The organism is Pseudoalteromonas sp. S16_S37 (genome assembly GCF_014694405.1).
Taxonomy (GTDB): domain Bacteria; phylum Pseudomonadota; class Gammaproteobacteria; order Enterobacterales; family Alteromonadaceae; genus Pseudoalteromonas.
Window position 1 is genome coordinate 46,073 of the sequence record NZ_JAAUWV010000015.1, and the last position, 13,975, is coordinate 60,047.

At 41.8% G+C, this 13,975-nt stretch carries 20 protein-coding genes; 15 read left to right on the plus strand and 5 right to left on the minus strand.

Translation table 11 applies throughout. The features are described 5' to 3' along the window. Positions 1-154: 154 nt before the first annotated feature. On the plus strand, positions 155-670 hold the full coding sequence (locus tag HC733_RS09305) for an Mpo1 family 2-hydroxy fatty acid dioxygenase (RefSeq protein ID WP_190364769.1): 516 nt from the start codon (positions 155-157) through the stop codon (positions 668-670). Positions 671-704: 34 nt separating this feature from the next. Here HC733_RS09305 and HC733_RS09310 read toward each other — a convergent pair whose 3' ends face one another. Continuing rightward, positions 705-1,661, minus strand: a complete 957-nt coding sequence (locus HC733_RS09310; RefSeq protein WP_190364770.1) for an FHA domain-containing protein — start codon at positions 1,659-1,661, stop codon at positions 705-707. Between the two features lie 352 nt (positions 1,662-2,013). Here HC733_RS09310 and HC733_RS09315 point away from each other — a divergent pair, with 352 nt between their 5' ends. Beyond that, positions 2,014-2,604, plus strand: a complete 591-nt coding sequence (locus HC733_RS09315) for a CBS domain-containing protein (RefSeq protein WP_190364771.1) — start codon at positions 2,014-2,016, stop codon at positions 2,602-2,604. 86 nt (positions 2,605-2,690) lie between these two features. Here HC733_RS09315 and HC733_RS09320 read toward each other — a convergent pair whose 3' ends face one another. The 4 genes from HC733_RS09320 to ettA form a co-directional block, all read right to left on the minus strand. Beyond that, entirely contained in the window at positions 2,691-3,605 is a 915-nt protein-coding gene (locus tag HC733_RS09320; RefSeq protein WP_190364772.1) for a M14 family metallopeptidase, read from the minus strand. Positions 3,606-3,664: 59 nt separating this feature from the next. Then, entirely contained in the window at positions 3,665-4,078 is a 414-nt protein-coding gene (locus HC733_RS09325; protein ID WP_190364773.1) for a hypothetical protein, read from the minus strand. A 166-nt stretch (positions 4,079-4,244) separates the two neighbouring features. Beyond that, complete coding sequence (locus tag HC733_RS09330) at positions 4,245-4,613, minus strand: PilZ domain-containing protein (protein ID WP_190364774.1); 369 nt, start codon at positions 4,611-4,613, stop codon at positions 4,245-4,247. A gap of 103 nt (positions 4,614-4,716) precedes the next feature. Further along, entirely contained in the window at positions 4,717-6,381 is a 1,665-nt protein-coding gene (gene ettA, locus HC733_RS09335; RefSeq protein ID WP_190364775.1) for an energy-dependent translational throttle protein EttA, read from the minus strand. Between the two features lie 537 nt (positions 6,382-6,918). On the opposite strand from ettA, the gene HC733_RS09340 reads away from it, so the two are divergent. The 13 genes from HC733_RS09340 (at position 6,919) to HC733_RS09400 (ending at position 13,906) form a co-directional block, all read left to right on the plus strand. Beyond that, positions 6,919-7,194, plus strand: coding sequence for a helix-turn-helix domain-containing protein (locus HC733_RS09340; protein WP_238937505.1), 276 nt, complete (start codon positions 6,919-6,921; stop codon positions 7,192-7,194). Then, positions 7,172-7,543: a hypothetical protein gene (locus HC733_RS09345; RefSeq protein ID WP_190364776.1), complete on the plus strand. Its 372-nt coding sequence runs from the start codon at positions 7,172-7,174 to the stop codon at positions 7,541-7,543. The genes HC733_RS09340 and HC733_RS09345 overlap by 23 nt, the downstream gene beginning before the upstream one ends. A 9-nt stretch (positions 7,544-7,552) precedes the next feature. Beyond that, positions 7,553-7,969, plus strand: a complete 417-nt coding sequence (locus tag HC733_RS09350; RefSeq protein WP_190364777.1) for a glycoside hydrolase family protein — start codon at positions 7,553-7,555, stop codon at positions 7,967-7,969. Then, positions 7,969-8,367, plus strand: coding sequence for a 3TM-type holin (locus HC733_RS09355; protein WP_171624906.1), 399 nt, complete (start codon positions 7,969-7,971; stop codon positions 8,365-8,367). The genes HC733_RS09350 and HC733_RS09355 overlap by 1 nt, the downstream gene beginning before the upstream one ends. Beyond that, positions 8,364-8,612 carry a hypothetical protein gene (locus HC733_RS09360; RefSeq protein WP_171624602.1) on the plus strand — a complete coding sequence of 83 codons (249 nt, stop codon included), beginning with the start codon at positions 8,364-8,366 and terminating at the stop codon, positions 8,610-8,612. The genes HC733_RS09355 and HC733_RS09360 overlap by 4 nt, the downstream gene beginning before the upstream one ends. 100 nt (positions 8,613-8,712) lie before the next feature. After that, on the plus strand, positions 8,713-9,537 hold the full coding sequence (locus HC733_RS09365) for a baseplate J/gp47 family protein (RefSeq protein WP_190364778.1): 825 nt from the start codon (positions 8,713-8,715) through the stop codon (positions 9,535-9,537). Positions 9,538-9,546: 9 nt separating this feature from the next. After that, complete coding sequence (locus HC733_RS09370) at positions 9,547-10,446, plus strand: phage tail protein I (protein ID WP_190364779.1); 900 nt, start codon at positions 9,547-9,549, stop codon at positions 10,444-10,446. 126 nt (positions 10,447-10,572) lie between these two features. After that, the gene (locus tag HC733_RS09375; RefSeq protein WP_190364780.1) at positions 10,573-11,097 is read left to right on the plus strand and encodes a phage tail-collar fiber domain-containing protein; all 525 of its coding nucleotides are present in this window, start codon (positions 10,573-10,575) and stop codon (positions 11,095-11,097) included. A gap of 35 nt (positions 11,098-11,132) precedes the next feature. Further along, positions 11,133-11,444 (plus strand): hypothetical protein, encoded by a 312-nt coding sequence (locus tag HC733_RS09380; RefSeq protein WP_190364781.1) that lies wholly within the window; start codon positions 11,133-11,135, stop codon positions 11,442-11,444. An 82-nt stretch (positions 11,445-11,526) separates the two neighbouring features. Further along, complete coding sequence (locus HC733_RS09385) at positions 11,527-12,405, plus strand: hypothetical protein (protein ID WP_190364782.1); 879 nt, start codon at positions 11,527-11,529, stop codon at positions 12,403-12,405. Positions 12,406-12,407: 2 nt separating this feature from the next. Next, positions 12,408-12,713, plus strand: coding sequence for a hypothetical protein (locus HC733_RS09390; protein WP_190364783.1), 306 nt, complete (start codon positions 12,408-12,410; stop codon positions 12,711-12,713). A 225-nt stretch (positions 12,714-12,938) separates the two neighbouring features. Next, positions 12,939-13,520, plus strand: a complete 582-nt coding sequence (locus HC733_RS09395; RefSeq protein WP_190364784.1) for a hypothetical protein — start codon at positions 12,939-12,941, stop codon at positions 13,518-13,520. Between the two features lie 8 nt (positions 13,521-13,528). Continuing rightward, positions 13,529-13,906 (plus strand): hypothetical protein, encoded by a 378-nt coding sequence (locus tag HC733_RS09400; RefSeq protein WP_190364785.1) that lies wholly within the window; start codon positions 13,529-13,531, stop codon positions 13,904-13,906. Positions 13,907-13,975: the final 69 nt, after the last annotated feature.

Below are 13,975 nucleotides of genomic sequence, written 5' to 3' on the forward strand. Positions count from 1 at the left end.
AAGCGCATGAGCGTTATCCTGATTATTATTTTGCTGCTAGCCTAACTCACTGCAAGCGCTGATGCTAATGCTTTCAGATGAAGTCCCAAATTGACAAAAATTAAGCAATATGTTTTAACAGACTAAAGTAATTACTTTAATTGGGTGAATATCGATGAGTCAGTTAGAACAAAAACTAATAAACTATGCAAAGTACCACCGAGATAGGCGTAACATTGCAACGCACTTTGCGGGCATTCCATTAATCGTCGTTGCGTTGGGTATAATGCTTTATATTCCTGTGTTGCAGTTTAATACTGTGATGCTAACGCCGGCCCTCGTTGTGGTGCTACTTTGCAGTGGTTACTATTTACGCTTAGATTTTCGATTAGGGGCGCTCATGTCGTTATTATTCGCTCTCGTATATGCAGCGGCTAAACAGCTCTACATTGGCTGGCCAGACGATAAAAGTTGGTTTTATTTATTAGGTGTTTTGCTTTTTGTTGTAGGGTGGGTTTTGCAGTTTATTGGGCACTATTTTGAAGGGAAAAAGCCAGCTTTTGTGGATGATTTAATTGGCTTAATTATAGGGCCGTTATTCGTAGTTGTAGAGGTACTCTTTATGTTCGGATTAATGAAGGAGCTTGAACAAAAGATAATATCTGTAGCCGGCGAATATCGAAAAGGCTGAGTTTGCAATCAATACTCAGCCTTACGAGAACAGCTTAAATTGACATACGCGTCTCTAACTTATGTCCTTTGATAATAGTGATATCTTGGCTGTTAAGGCGCAGTTTACCATTTGAAGTTTCGATTAAATAACTAAGCTCTGGGTAGTTTTCTCCACCTGCTTCAGTGAGTTGTTTTCGCGCCCTATGAACCATGATATTCATATGATTCATTTGCACGCCCAATGCTTTTATCAAATCTTCTCGGTAAATCCAGCCTTGCTGTTCTTGCTCTAAACCATCATCTTTATCTTGAATGCGCAAACGAGCAAGCAACAACAATAAGTAGTGATGACTGCGAACACCTAAATCAATGGTGTTACCATCAAGATTTACAGATAATTGAGTCGTCTCTTCATCTTGGCTAACAGAGAATGAAAGTCCGCAAGGTTTCACGTTAGGTAAACGCTCAAGGTGTTTGGTCATTGCTGCAGTGCTTGCAGAATAAAAAATCCATTGACTGTTAAAGGCATTAACGAGTCCGCCATCAATGAGTGCTTGACGATCGCTGGTGTTTAGATCTTCAAGGAACCAATAATTGAGCATTTGATCAAAATAAATAATATGGGTCGGATTGTCGCTATCAGGAAGTAATAATTGGTCTGATATTTCAATTACTTGCTGGTTATCGCTTTGTGAAACTAAATATTGGCACTGCGCATTTAAGTTAGCAACGACAAAAGAATTCTGCCCTGGGGCGGCAAAGTCGAGTTTGTCGTTTTCACACAGTTGATAGGGGAGATTCTTATCAATTTTTTTATCATTGATCCAAATACCATTGGTACTGACATCACGGATGAGCCACTTGCCCTGCGCAAGTTCGATAATTGCGTGATGACGAGATACTCCCGGTTGGTCTATCAAAGTGTCAACATTGAACTTATAACGGCCAATCGTATGATAGCTTTTTAGATATACTTTGCTGAGTTTGTGTTCATCAATAAGATAAGCCATATATATGTCCTTACATTACCTTTAGTGTTGTCATCAAGCGTCATTGCTCAGACGATTATTCCATTTACTTGCAGCTTAGTGCTTCTTCTAAGGTGCCAATAGTGTTTATTCATTGCTATATAAGCCTTTGTTTTGTAGCCTTTATAGAGAGAGGCGTAATGTCAGCTTTTACCTGCAAACCCAAATCAGTGGGTGATTTAACAAAACTATATTTTACAACAATAGTCTAGAGATTTTTAAGGCATTAGCCAATTACACAAGATTACAACTATCTCGTAATCCCATCTTGCGCATTATTGCAGAATGAACCATATTTTGAAAACTGCTTATTTGCGTAGTTACAGAGGATTCGATGAGTGAATTTAAAAAAATGAATACGGTTAAGTTAGAAAACGTATACTCTTTATGTGATCATTACGATTCCCAGCCGCTGACGTTAAACTCAAGTGCGTTAAAGGTTGTCACAGACTTTACTCGTCGTGCTCCACAGATGATCCTCAAAGATGTAGATATAGATCATGCACTGTTCATGATGGTGAATGGTCATGTACGCTCTAAACTGGTTATCGACCATGATGATACGTTCTTAGGGGTTGTTAACTCGAGAGATTTAACCGGGAGAAAAGTCTTAAGTACTGCGCAAAAACGTAATCAAGCGCGCAGCGATCTCACGGTAGAAGACGTGATGACGAGTAAAAATGACTTACATGCACTTCCATATAGTGTTATTAGAGAAGCCAAAATAGGGGATGTATTGGAAACCCTTAAAGAGATTGGTCAACAACATGTACTGCTGGTGAGTAAAAACGGTGGCTTGCGCGGTATGATCTCGGCCAGTGATATTGCCAGAGCGCTACATATTCCGGTCAACATCATTCAAAAAGCCCATTCTTTCAAAGAGATATTTGCCATTATCCACGGACATGAGGAAATGCTTGCATAATGTAGGATGCACTTGGCACAGTGCAAATTAACTGCTCTGTGCCACGTAGTTAACATCAGGTTTGGATAAGCGCATCCAAACCAAAATTAGTTAATGTTTAAAATATGTTCTAATGCGACAATAATTGCGGCGACCTGACCATCGATGCAATTTTGAGGTGTTGCGGATGCACCATCAGGGTAAACTTCTGTGGTCGTGACGTAAGGTGCTGCAGTCATCCCCATACATAAGCCCAACGCTGTTCCATCGTAATTAATTACGCCAAATTGCTCGATAGGCACGCCAATCAGTTGATTAGACTCATCTGCAGGGGCTATAGGTGTGACGGTTGCAACTTTGTCGATAATCGCTTTTTGAAAAGCGGGTTGAGGTTTTTGGGTATGGCCAACGAGGTAAAATCCATCCGGAATATTCCAGTTGTGGTTTTCTTTACCGTCTCTTGCTGCAAGAGCAGGTCTAAACTCACTGTTATCAGTATCCGTGGTTTCATGTAAATCAACATGGCAGACAATATCGCAGCCGAGGGCGTTGATATACGCCATCGCAAGTCGTGACTCATCAGCAGGGGAATCTTGATAAAATGACCGATTAGGGTCTATAGCGTTGGGGTTCCACCTGTTGATAGTCTCATAGCCCCAAGGGCTGATACAAGGTAGTACGATGACGTTAAAAAAACGCTGGTAATGCTGCATGTGATGTTTAGCAAAGGCAAGTGCACCGTGTACACCACTGGTCTCATAGCCATGCACGCCGCCTGTTACGAGCACGGTAGGTCTAGAGTCTTGCCACTGTTTGCTTTTAAGCGCATAAAGTGAATATTGATGGGGGCTGTATTCTAACGTCCCATATTGTTCAACAACTAGATGCTCAGACAACGCTTTTATTTGCGACTCGACTTCTTCGGTATAACTACGTTTTAACTGTTGATGTTCGAGCCACTGCTTTTTGTGATGAGCTTGCCAAGGGGTATTTGCTTCGCCAATAGGATACGGTTGTGACATAAAAGCCTCAGATAATAGAGCAAAACTCAATCCTATTTGCTTTAGTGAACTGGTGCAACTTACTGAGCTAAATAACCAAACTCTTTTAGTTTCAGCTCTTGTAGTGTTGAAAACTGAAAGCTAACAAAGTAGATATTTCGTTCAGGGGTAGACACTTTGGTTATTTTTATACCGCAGCATTTTTTAACTTTAATATGAGTAATGCTCTCAGCTGGAATGTATACCTTTCGGCCAATCGCTGATACGTAATGAAGACCGTTATTACATAAACTGGCTTTTCGTTTTCCTGATAGTGTCATCAATAAATTAATATTAATTGCACCAATGAGTATAAAAGATAACACCATGGCGCTTTTCAACAAGGCGTTATCATGGCCATTGGTAACAAACAATGATACGGTAAGTAGGCATAAAACTATTGATGCAACAATGGTATAGAAGGTTATGTTAATCTGTAGTCTAAGCTCTTTCATGTTAATGTGTTCCATTTCTCAATAGGATAACTGTTTAGTCCGTTTAGAATAATGAAACAAAGTGGATGAAATGTGGAGGGACGTAAATTTATCATCCTTTTTGATTATGTAATACCAATGAACAGAGCTTTGATTTGTTCAAAGAGGATAGAGAGGCTTTTAGAAATTAAGCCTCTGAGCTGTGTATTAACTGAGCTAATTCTCTATGAAGCACGTTATCGTCGCCTATATTAAGCTCAATCAACCTTTTTAAGTGGGTAACGCTGTCTAAATCAATTTGGCTGCAGTGTAAGCCTAGGTGATCATGTTCAATATGCCTTACTTCTACTTCCATAGAGATAGTAACATCACTATCAGGTAGTAAAACCTTAATGCTTGCTAGCTCGTCTTTCAAAGGAACATAGCCTTTGGGCAAGGTAACAAGTGCGCCCTTAAGTGATAAATCAAGCAATTGACAATGATAGTCGCCACTTGCAGTCATTAATAATGCAGGGGTTGAAAATAATACACGGGTAAATTTTCGACGCTCTTCCATCATTGTTCCTCTGTAGCTGATATTTGTTAAGCATAGTTGCTTATCTTAGTCATTACCAACTATAAAAAAGCCCCGAATTAACGGGGCTTGATGGTTGTATAAATTAACCTATTTTCTTGTATTTGATACGTTTAGGCTCAGCAGCTTCTGCACCGTAAGTCTTTTTCAACCATTCTTCATATTCGGTGTAGTTACCGTCGAAGAAGTTTACTTGGCCTTCGTCACGATAATCTAGAATATGGGTTGCGATACGGTCTAAGAACCAGCGGTCGTGGGAAATACACATTACACAACCAGGGAACTCTAAAATCGCGTTTTCTAGGGCACGCAGCGTTTCTATGTCTAAATCGTTAGTTGGCTCATCCAGTAGGATCACGTTACCACCCGCTTTTAATAGTTTTGCAAGGTGTAAGCGGTTACGCTCACCACCTGAGAGTTCTTTTACAAACTTCTGCTGGTCGTTACCTTTAAAGTTAAAACGGCCAACATAAGCACGGCTTGGGAACTCAAAGTTACCTATCTTCAAGATATCTTGGCCATCTGAAATCTCTTGGAATACCGTGTTGTTTTCGTCCATATCGTCACGGAACTGCTCAACGGTGGCAAGCTCAACCGTTTCACCAATAACAATATCACCACCGCTAGGCTGCTCTTGACCGCTTAGCATCTTAAATAGGGTTGATTTACCTGCACCGTTAGCACCGATGATCCCTACAATCGCGCCTTTAGGCACAGTAAAACTTAGGTTATCGATAAGTACGCGATCGCCAAAGCTCTTGGTCAAGTTGTTAACTTCAATAACTTTATCACCCAAGCGTGGACCGGGTGGAATAAATAACTCGTTTGTCTCGTTACGCTTTTGATAATCTGACTGCTGCATTTCAGTAAACTGAGCCATACGCGCTTTTGATTTAGCCTGACGGCCTTTTGGATTTGAACGAACCCATTCAAGTTCTTTTTCAATTGACTTTTGACGTGCTTTTTCAGATTTTTCTTCTTGCTTCAAGCGTGCATCTTTTTGCTCAAGCCAAGAAGAGTAGTTACCTTCCCAAGGAATACCATGGCCACGGTCAAGCTCTAAAATCCAACCTGCTACGTTATCTAAGAAGTAACGGTCGTGGGTAATCGCCACAACAGTGCCTTCATAGTCATGTAAGAAGCGCTCAAGCCAAGCAACTGACTCAGCATCTAAGTGGTTGGTAGGCTCGTCCAGTAGTAACATATCTGGCTTTTCAAGCAACAAGCGACAAATTGCTACACGACGGCGCTCACCACCTGATAGGTGTTCAATTTTAGCATCCCACTCAGGCAGACGAAGTGCATCTGCAGCACGCTCTAATACGTTATCAATGTTATGGCCGTCATGTGCTTGAATAATAGCTTCAAGTTGACCTTGTTCTTTTGCAAGCGCATCAAAGTCAGCGTCTTCCATCGCATACTCTGCATATACTTCATCAAGACGCGCTAAAGCGTTTTTAACTTCGCTAACGGCTTCTTCAACTGTTTCACGAACTGTTTTACTTTCGTCCAAAACAGGTTCTTGTGGAAGATAACCAATTTTTGTACCAGGCTGTGGGCGCGCTTCACCTTCAAATTCTTTATCAATACCCGCCATGATACGTAACAAAGTAGATTTACCCGCACCATTTAAGCCTAGAACACCGATTTTGGCACCAGGGAAGAAACACAGAGAGATATCTTTTAGGATAGTTCTTTTAGGTGGCACAACTTTGCTCACCCGCGACATTGTATAAATATATTGAGCCATGAGGTTCCAATTCTAATTATTTAGTTTGGCGTTATTTTAGTGAAAGCGCAGCGATGGGGCAATGTTTTAGCGCAATTACTGTTACTAACGTATTAGCTTACTAAAGACTTTATAATACAACCTTATTATTTAACAAATGTGTATTGCTTGTTTGTTTATTGTTCGCTTTAGCTCTAACCCTGTGAAAATTCATAACTTTATAATTGTAGGTCATTTTTGACCTGTTTCGGGGGCCAGAAAACGGTAAGATTAGCCTACATTGAGAACAGTTGTTTAGATAAATTGTAAATAATCCCAAATCAAGTCAAACGAGTTGATTTGATTGCTTTTTGGGCGCTTAGGGATTTTGCCAATAGCACCTGATTGATTGGATGAGCTTTACGGAATAGAGCTTATTTATATTCGATCAAGATGTTGAAGTTTGGCCATCACTCAATTGTACAGTTTTGCCGTATGTACTTGTTTTTGGACACTCCATTAAAACTCTCAAGAGTATTCGGCAGTCATATATCAATTAAGAAATTAAAAGGAAATGCAATGACTCAATCACCAGCTAACTCCACGCGAATTTTTACCATAAGAAAAACTCCAAGAGGTGGAGAAATACTGCGTTTTGCACGTCGCCTAAGGGGGTTTACACAGGCTGAATCGGCAGCTAGTTACGGGATTGAAGAGCGCACGCTCAGACGTTGGGAAAACAGAGAGTTTGACCCCCGTTGGAATGACGTTATCAGCCTTGTTGAAGACGTATATTTACTCGATATTTTGGATGTTATTGGAAAAATTAATCATGACGACTCACATAACGATTAAGCAGGTTCGCGGCGCACTTAAACGCTGGGGCAACTTTTGGAAAGCAAGAGAGTTTGGTAAAGGATATAAAAGCACTTCTATTTGCGAATCGTTTGGTCGACCTACCGGGGGAACTGCTGGTGCAGAGTCTATGTCTGTGCCAACCGAAATCGAGTTAATCACCCAACTCATTGCGGCACTTAGACCAGAGTGTATAAGGGCAATTCGTGCTCGTTATTTGATGACTGGCACTTTGGCTGATGCGGCAAAATTGGTTGGGTTTGACTCAAAACGTTCAGCAGAGTTTTGGCTCGTTAAAGCTGAGCGCAGTTTGTTGGCTGAGTTTTCGGCCAATCTTAATAGTGTATAAGGGGTAACTATGTCGCTGATGATCACGGTCGAACAGATCAAAAAGCACGAAGGGTACAAACAGTACCCTTATTATTGTACGGGAGGTAAGCTTACCATTGGCTATGGGCGAAACCTAGATGATAACGGCGTTGATGAGGAAGAAGCAGAGCAGTTGCTTGCTCATGATGTACAAGAAGCAAAAGCGGGTGTAAAGCGTCGTATAGATGTCAGCAAGTGCAATGAAGCACGCCTTGCGGTGCTTATTAATATGGCGTTTAATCTTGGCATTAATGGCTTAATGGGCTTTAAGAAAATGATTAAGCACATTGAAAATGGCAATTATGAGCAAGCCGCGTTAGAGATGCTAAACAGCCGCTGGGCAAACCAAGTGCCAAATCGAGCGAATGAGCTTGCTAAGCAGATGCTAAGCGGGGAATGGCAATGATGGGGTTGCTGGCCAAGTTATTTAGTACCACCAGCCAAGATCCTATCCAAACAGTGGGCAATATTTTAGATGAACTCTTTACAAGTGAAGAAGAAGTCCTAAAACAAGATTTACTCAAAGCAAGACTCGTAGCCAAATCGGCACAAGTGCAAGCACAAATAAATGCGTTAAGTGCCTCTCATCGCAGTGTGTTTGTTGCCGGTGCTCGGCCATTTCTGCTGTGGGTTTGTGGGTTTGGCTTTTTGTTCTCTTTTGTGGTGAATCCGATTTTGCAATGGTTGTGGCCAGAAGTTGGCGCACCAGAGCTACCACTAGAAGTTATGCTTGAACTTACTTTAGGCATGTTAGGGCTCGCGGGGTTACGAACGGTTGAAAAAATCAAAGGGGTCGCTAAATGAGTCAACCAGAGCATTGGCAAATGAAGAAGGAACTCAATTTAGCCCATATTATTACAACGGTGACATTGCTGGTATCAGGGATCCTCTATTTAGGGGATTTAGATAAACGGATCACAACCAATTCGCAAGAATTAAACCATCTAAAGCAAATCCGCAATGAAGACCAAAAACGCATTGAAAAACGCTTAGATTCTATCGATAAAAAGCTTGATACTTTGCTTGGTAGCAATCTTCGCAGCGAATAAACAACACACCAAACACCACCACTAAACATCATTTTATTAATCATATTGTGTGTACGTCAACGAACACGCGGCACCTAGTTATGCCCAAAAGGAGTTACTTGTGAACAATGCAATTGAGCTATCACGCTTGGCGGTGCCAGATGTGATTGAAAATTTAGATTACCAAGCAATTTATCAGCAAATGTACGATTCATTGCTAGATGAACTACCGGATTATACGCCGTTGGTGTCTGACCCTGCCGTTAAATTGTTAGAAATAGCGGCGATGAGAGAATTATTACTTCGTCAACGTATCAATGATGCGACTCGTTCAGTGATGGTAGCTTACGCAAAAGGTAAAGATCTTGAGCATTTAGGTCGCTTATTTGGGGTTGAGCGCTCACAAAATGAAGATGACGAGCGATACCGCCAGCGTATTCCATTGTCTTTAGAGAGTTATAGTATGGCGGGCACCATGGGCGCTTATGAATACCAAACGATGGCGGCAAGCCAAGATGTAAAAGATGTTTATGTGTATTCATCGAGGCCAGGAGTTGTGGATGTAAAAGTGTTACCACAACAAGGTGTTGACCCAATTGAGGTGATAAGCCAAGTTAGAGCGCATTTAAATAATGACGACATTAGGCCATTAACAGACTTAGTAAAAGTGCATCACGTTGAGCCAAAGACCTATCAGATCAAAGCGCAGGTTTATTTAAACGAAATAGCCGATAAAGCGCAGGTCAGTGAGCAAATCGATGGCAAGTTAAAGACCTTTATCAGTGAGCATTACAAACTAGGGCAAGAGGTCCCACACTCCGGAATTATTGACATGCTGCATCAGCCAGGCGTTCGCAAAATAAAGCTAATAGAGCCCGTGGATGATATCTATTGCGATATGGATGAAGCGGCAGTGGCTGATGCAATCAACATTCAATACTTGTAGGAGCAGCGCATGTCTAACACCGAACAAGGTTTTAAGTCTTTATTAGCGCCAAATGCCAGCAAACTTGAACAGGCGCATGAGCGGGCTACCTACTTTGATGATGTAAAACAGATACCTGATTATGTTGCAAAGCTCTGGCACCCTGATACTTGTCCTGAAAAATTATTGCCTTGGTTAGCATGGAGTCTATCCGTTGATGACTGGGATGAGCACTGGCCAGTAGAGGCAAAACGCGCGCTGATCAAAAACTCAGTGGCCATTCATAAGCACAAAGGCACGGTGGGGGCGGTTAAACGCGCGCTGAAGTCGTTGGGTGTTGTGATTGAGTTTTTCGAATGGTTTGAGGATGTAGATAACACTGCTTTGATACCAGTACATAGCAAAGAGCCAAATACCTTTACCTTTATGACTTGGGCTAATGAGCAGGTATACACCAGTCAGCAAGTCGCGCTATCTGACGCGCTTTATAAAGCCATCAACCGAGTGACTAATCAGACTAAGCCACAGCGCGCGCACTTTAACTTTTTAGTTGGCGCTAAGCTAGATTTAGGTATCACGGTTGCAACCACCAGTAGTGGCTTGCAGGTAAGGCGAATTAACTACGATACCTTGCCTGTTAAGGCTGCCCCCAGCGAAATAACGGCAGGTTTAACGGTTAGCAGTCTTGATAGGCTTTCTGTAAATCGCCAGCGAGGCTCGACTAAAGCGGTAGAAGCAAGACTGCAAGACAGCGTTGCATTTGGTTTGCACCTTCATAATCAGCGCCACACAGTTGGACGATTTTATATGCTAAGTGAGCAAAAGCTGCCTGCAGGCTGTTATTACTTGCAGTCTGAGCTATCAGCGGGGCTGCATTTAAATAACCGTCGTTTTACGGTCGGGCGATTTTATCTATATCCAAACAAGTAGTTACCTCTCGGCAATCGCTTTTTGGTCTACCCACACATTGCCCAGCGGCTTTCAAATTAGGTGTAAGTTACCACAGTGCATGCCGTGTAACTGCTTTTATTTCTATTGAAACAAGGAGTAAGTGCAGTGAGCACAATTTTACGGCCAACTATTACCACCGCTGGTTTAGAAGCGGTGTTTAATTCAGACAAAAATGGCTTTCAAGCCAAAATTAACAAAATCGGCTTAGGTACAGGTAACTACACGCCTGATCAAAGCCGCAGTGCATTACAAGCAGAAGTACATCGAATTTCAGTTGCCAGCGGTGAAGACAAAGGTAACGCACAAATTCATATGAGTGTGATTGACGACACGGACCATAACTTTTGGGTCAACGAAGTGGGCTTTTATCTCGAAGACGGCACCTTATTTGCGGTTTATTCCAATCCAGACAAGCCCATTGCTTATAAATCAGCCGAAGTCGATTTGTTACTGGCGTTTGACTTGGTGCTAACCGGTGTACCCGCTGACTCAATCACGGTGATTGACCAAGGCGTTAATCTCAACATTTTAATTGCCCCCGAGCTTGCCAAACTAGGCGCAGCACAAATCGGCAATATGGTCCGCCACCTCAAGCAAAAATTTGCGTTGATGGATGCGGGAATACTTTAGATAGATTTGTATCAGTAAGTTAGAGGAAGGAAAAGATGCAGAATACTCAAAAAAATATGGCAGATAATTGTACTAAAGGGCTAGAAGAGCAAGATGTTGTGCAACTTTGTGCACAGTGTATACCGCTAACTTCAGAAGCGATACTTAAACAAGCGAAGCTAATTCAACATGAGGCGGCGCTGAGCGCAGCACGAAGTCATGCTTATCAAGCAGAAACTGATGGTCTTGCGCTTAAGTATTTAGCAGCACAGGCGCAATATGGTGAATGCCATGAGTATACAGTTAGTGCCAAAACGCGTTGGTTAAGCGCACGAGAGGCAATTCAAGCAAGGTATCCCAAAAGCTAACTATTGATACAAAACACATGCAACTGAATATCACAAACCGCCATTGAGCGGTTTTTGTTTTTCATAAATTAAAGGAAATATCATGGCATTAGAACAAGATATAGGTCGGTTGATAGAATCAACGGATAAGTTGACCGAAACAGTGGATAGCAAGATCCAAGAGATCACAGCAAGGCTAGACCAAAAGTCTCAAGAAGTTGATAGCAGGCTCGCTGCAAAAGAGCAGGCAGTAGAATCGAAAATTGCAAGTTTCCAAAAAGCGTTGCCACTTGCACCTAATAACCTGTCAGACACTAAGTATTTTGCAAAAATAAATTCGGGGCATGAGGATGGCGTTGCAGTAGATGTAATGCAATCTCATGCAGCGCCGTGGAGTTGTTTTTATTATCAAGGGACTGAAGGCACTGCAACCGTCACTAAGTTAACTAACAAAATGTTGGCTGACTATGGTCTGACGCCGAATAGTGAATTTCATCGTGCGATTGGCGTATATCGTTCAGAAGCAGAGCCTTTTTATGGCAGTGACTTTAAAGTATTACTATTTGATGTCGAATTGACCAAAGGTATGACGACTGATGCAAACTTAGGCTTGCTTTTTGTTCTTAATCAAGGTTGCCCTTCGTTTACTGGTTGGGATAAAGGAGAGTTCTTAACCCAAGCAAATTGCTGGATTAACGTGTTAGAGCAATCAGGTAGCTTAGAGTTTTATCCGTCTTCAAATCGTTCAGCAACAATTCGAGTTAATGCTGATGATAATGGGAAAGGTTGGCAGTATAAACGTAACACTCGCCAAGGTTGGGGCGGGTGTCACCAACCAATATTTAGAGGCCTGGGTAAGATGAAGGTCGCGGTTGCTTTGCCATATGTTGGCACGGGCGATCATGGAAACAATATGATTTGGGCAGATAGTGTTGGCCATGCCTATTCACATACAGCACCAGCAATTGGTGAAGGAGCATAATCATGGCTATTTTAAAACAGATTTCAACTCAAAAAATTTTTGCAGGCGGAATTAAAGATGCGGCGCATGCTGCTCACATCGCAAAGCAAGCAGAAGTAGCATCTGATGATTACGAGCTAATCTTTGATGAGCAAGAAGTACTAACGCTAAGGCGCGCTCAATATAGCAAAGAAAGTGATTACCTCTTCTTTGACTATATGGCTTCGGTAACTGAGTTTGGAGAGACCTCGCCAGAAGCGGTGGCGGCCAAAGAAGCTTGGTTGACACAGAGAAACGCTATCAAAGCGACTTACGCAAAACCAGAATAACCTTTTTAAAACCCGATAAAACCCGCTTATTAGCGCACCCCCATCGTTTAAACATTATGAGATTCTGAAACGAGTTCAGAATGACGAAAGAGTGAGATATGTCTTATTTCGTCACCCTGACGCATGTCTGGATCTCATCAACGAATGGTGTTGTGCTGATAGCGGGTTTTTTATTTTAACCCTGCCAATTTTGCAGTATGGCAATCCATTAGTTGGAGAAAACAAATGGCTTTAGAACAAGATATTGCCAAGTTAATTGAGGCCTCAAATGACCTCACAACCATCGTAGATAACAAAATTACCGATATAGATGCCAAAGTAGCGAGTAAGTCATCAGAAATAGACTCTCTTATAACAAGCACTAATGACAAAGTTGACAGCAAGTTGAATCAGCTTTCAATTATAGGAGACGGTAATTTTGGTACTCGTGCAATTAACGTAGCGCGTTATTTTACGGGAAGTGGGGGTAAGGCTAACCTACACTTTAAATTACCACTTAAGGCTGATACTGATCACGACATGTTTCATTTAAAAATTTATGGATATGCCTATGGAGAAGCCAAAATCGTTGAGTCCACGTTAGTGGGATATTGCTACAAACCATCAAACAATGTGATCAATATTGAAGTGAATGGTACTCACTCACCACATTTATACAAAGGCTCAGATGGTTATATTTATGCCAGATTATCATTCGAAACCTTTTACTATTTGACCGTCTCTGTAGACACGATGCGAGTAGGTAATGGTCGCTTACTAAAACACGGCGACATAGAAATCATTCGTTCAGAACAAGAAACTTTATAAGGAGCATTATGATGGAAACAAATATCGCATCGCTAGTTTCACAGCAACAACAAGCAGCTATTTTAGAAAAACAGCAAAAGCAATATGTACGTGGCAACATTAACCAGCAAGTGGCCGACAATGCATCATTGCTAGGTACTACCTCAGACACCACTCATATTTTGCTCAACGAGCTGAGCGGTTTTATCAACAAGCTAAGTACAGCGCAAAGCCTTGCTGAGATGCGCGCGTCAACAGAGTCGTTAAAAGCTGCCATTGGCGGCATTGAACAACAAGTGACAGAGGGCAGTTTACAGTTCCCATACCAAGTAAAAGGCCAAGCGCTAGTGATGGATGAAATCAGTCAACGTGCAAATGGTGTAAGCCAAGTGCTTAAACAAGGCTAACTGTTCCACTTTAACGAGCGGCAAGCTTACCGCCTGCCGCATATTTTCGATACTACATACCTTTTAATC

What these genes read in the sequence shown, in the direction of transcription:
- HC733_RS09305 (WP_190364769.1), top strand. Translation starts at nt 155, where the DNA reads ATGAGTCAGTTAGAACAAAAACTAATAAACTATGCAAAGTACCACCGA.
- HC733_RS09310 (WP_190364770.1), bottom strand. Translation starts at nt 1,661, where the DNA reads ATGGCTTATCTTATTGATGAACACAAACTCAGCAAAGTATATCTAAAA.
- HC733_RS09315 (WP_190364771.1), top strand. Translation starts at nt 2,014, where the DNA reads ATGAGTGAATTTAAAAAAATGAATACGGTTAAGTTAGAAAACGTATAC.
- HC733_RS09320 (WP_190364772.1), bottom strand. Translation starts at nt 3,605, where the DNA reads ATGTCACAACCGTATCCTATTGGCGAAGCAAATACCCCTTGGCAAGCT.
- HC733_RS09325 (WP_190364773.1), bottom strand. Translation starts at nt 4,078, where the DNA reads ATGAAAGAGCTTAGACTACAGATTAACATAACCTTCTATACCATTGTT.
- HC733_RS09330 (WP_190364774.1), bottom strand. Translation starts at nt 4,613, where the DNA reads ATGGAAGAGCGTCGAAAATTTACCCGTGTATTATTTTCAACCCCTGCA.
- ettA (WP_190364775.1), bottom strand. Translation starts at nt 6,381, where the DNA reads ATGGCTCAATATATTTATACAATGTCGCGGGTGAGCAAAGTTGTGCCA.
- HC733_RS09340 (WP_238937505.1), top strand. Translation starts at nt 6,919, where the DNA reads ATGACTCAATCACCAGCTAACTCCACGCGAATTTTTACCATAAGAAAA.
- HC733_RS09345 (WP_190364776.1), top strand. Translation starts at nt 7,172, where the DNA reads ATGACGACTCACATAACGATTAAGCAGGTTCGCGGCGCACTTAAACGC.
- HC733_RS09350 (WP_190364777.1), top strand. Translation starts at nt 7,553, where the DNA reads ATGTCGCTGATGATCACGGTCGAACAGATCAAAAAGCACGAAGGGTAC.
- HC733_RS09355 (WP_171624906.1), top strand. Translation starts at nt 7,969, where the DNA reads ATGGGGTTGCTGGCCAAGTTATTTAGTACCACCAGCCAAGATCCTATC.
- HC733_RS09360 (WP_171624602.1), top strand. Translation starts at nt 8,364, where the DNA reads ATGAGTCAACCAGAGCATTGGCAAATGAAGAAGGAACTCAATTTAGCC.
- HC733_RS09370 (WP_190364779.1), top strand. Translation starts at nt 9,547, where the DNA reads ATGTCTAACACCGAACAAGGTTTTAAGTCTTTATTAGCGCCAAATGCC.
- HC733_RS09380 (WP_190364781.1), top strand. Translation starts at nt 11,133, where the DNA reads ATGCAGAATACTCAAAAAAATATGGCAGATAATTGTACTAAAGGGCTA.
- HC733_RS09385 (WP_190364782.1), top strand. Translation starts at nt 11,527, where the DNA reads ATGGCATTAGAACAAGATATAGGTCGGTTGATAGAATCAACGGATAAG.
- HC733_RS09390 (WP_190364783.1), top strand. Translation starts at nt 12,408, where the DNA reads ATGGCTATTTTAAAACAGATTTCAACTCAAAAAATTTTTGCAGGCGGA.
- HC733_RS09395 (WP_190364784.1), top strand. Translation starts at nt 12,939, where the DNA reads ATGGCTTTAGAACAAGATATTGCCAAGTTAATTGAGGCCTCAAATGAC.
- HC733_RS09400 (WP_190364785.1), top strand. Translation starts at nt 13,529, where the DNA reads ATGATGGAAACAAATATCGCATCGCTAGTTTCACAGCAACAACAAGCA.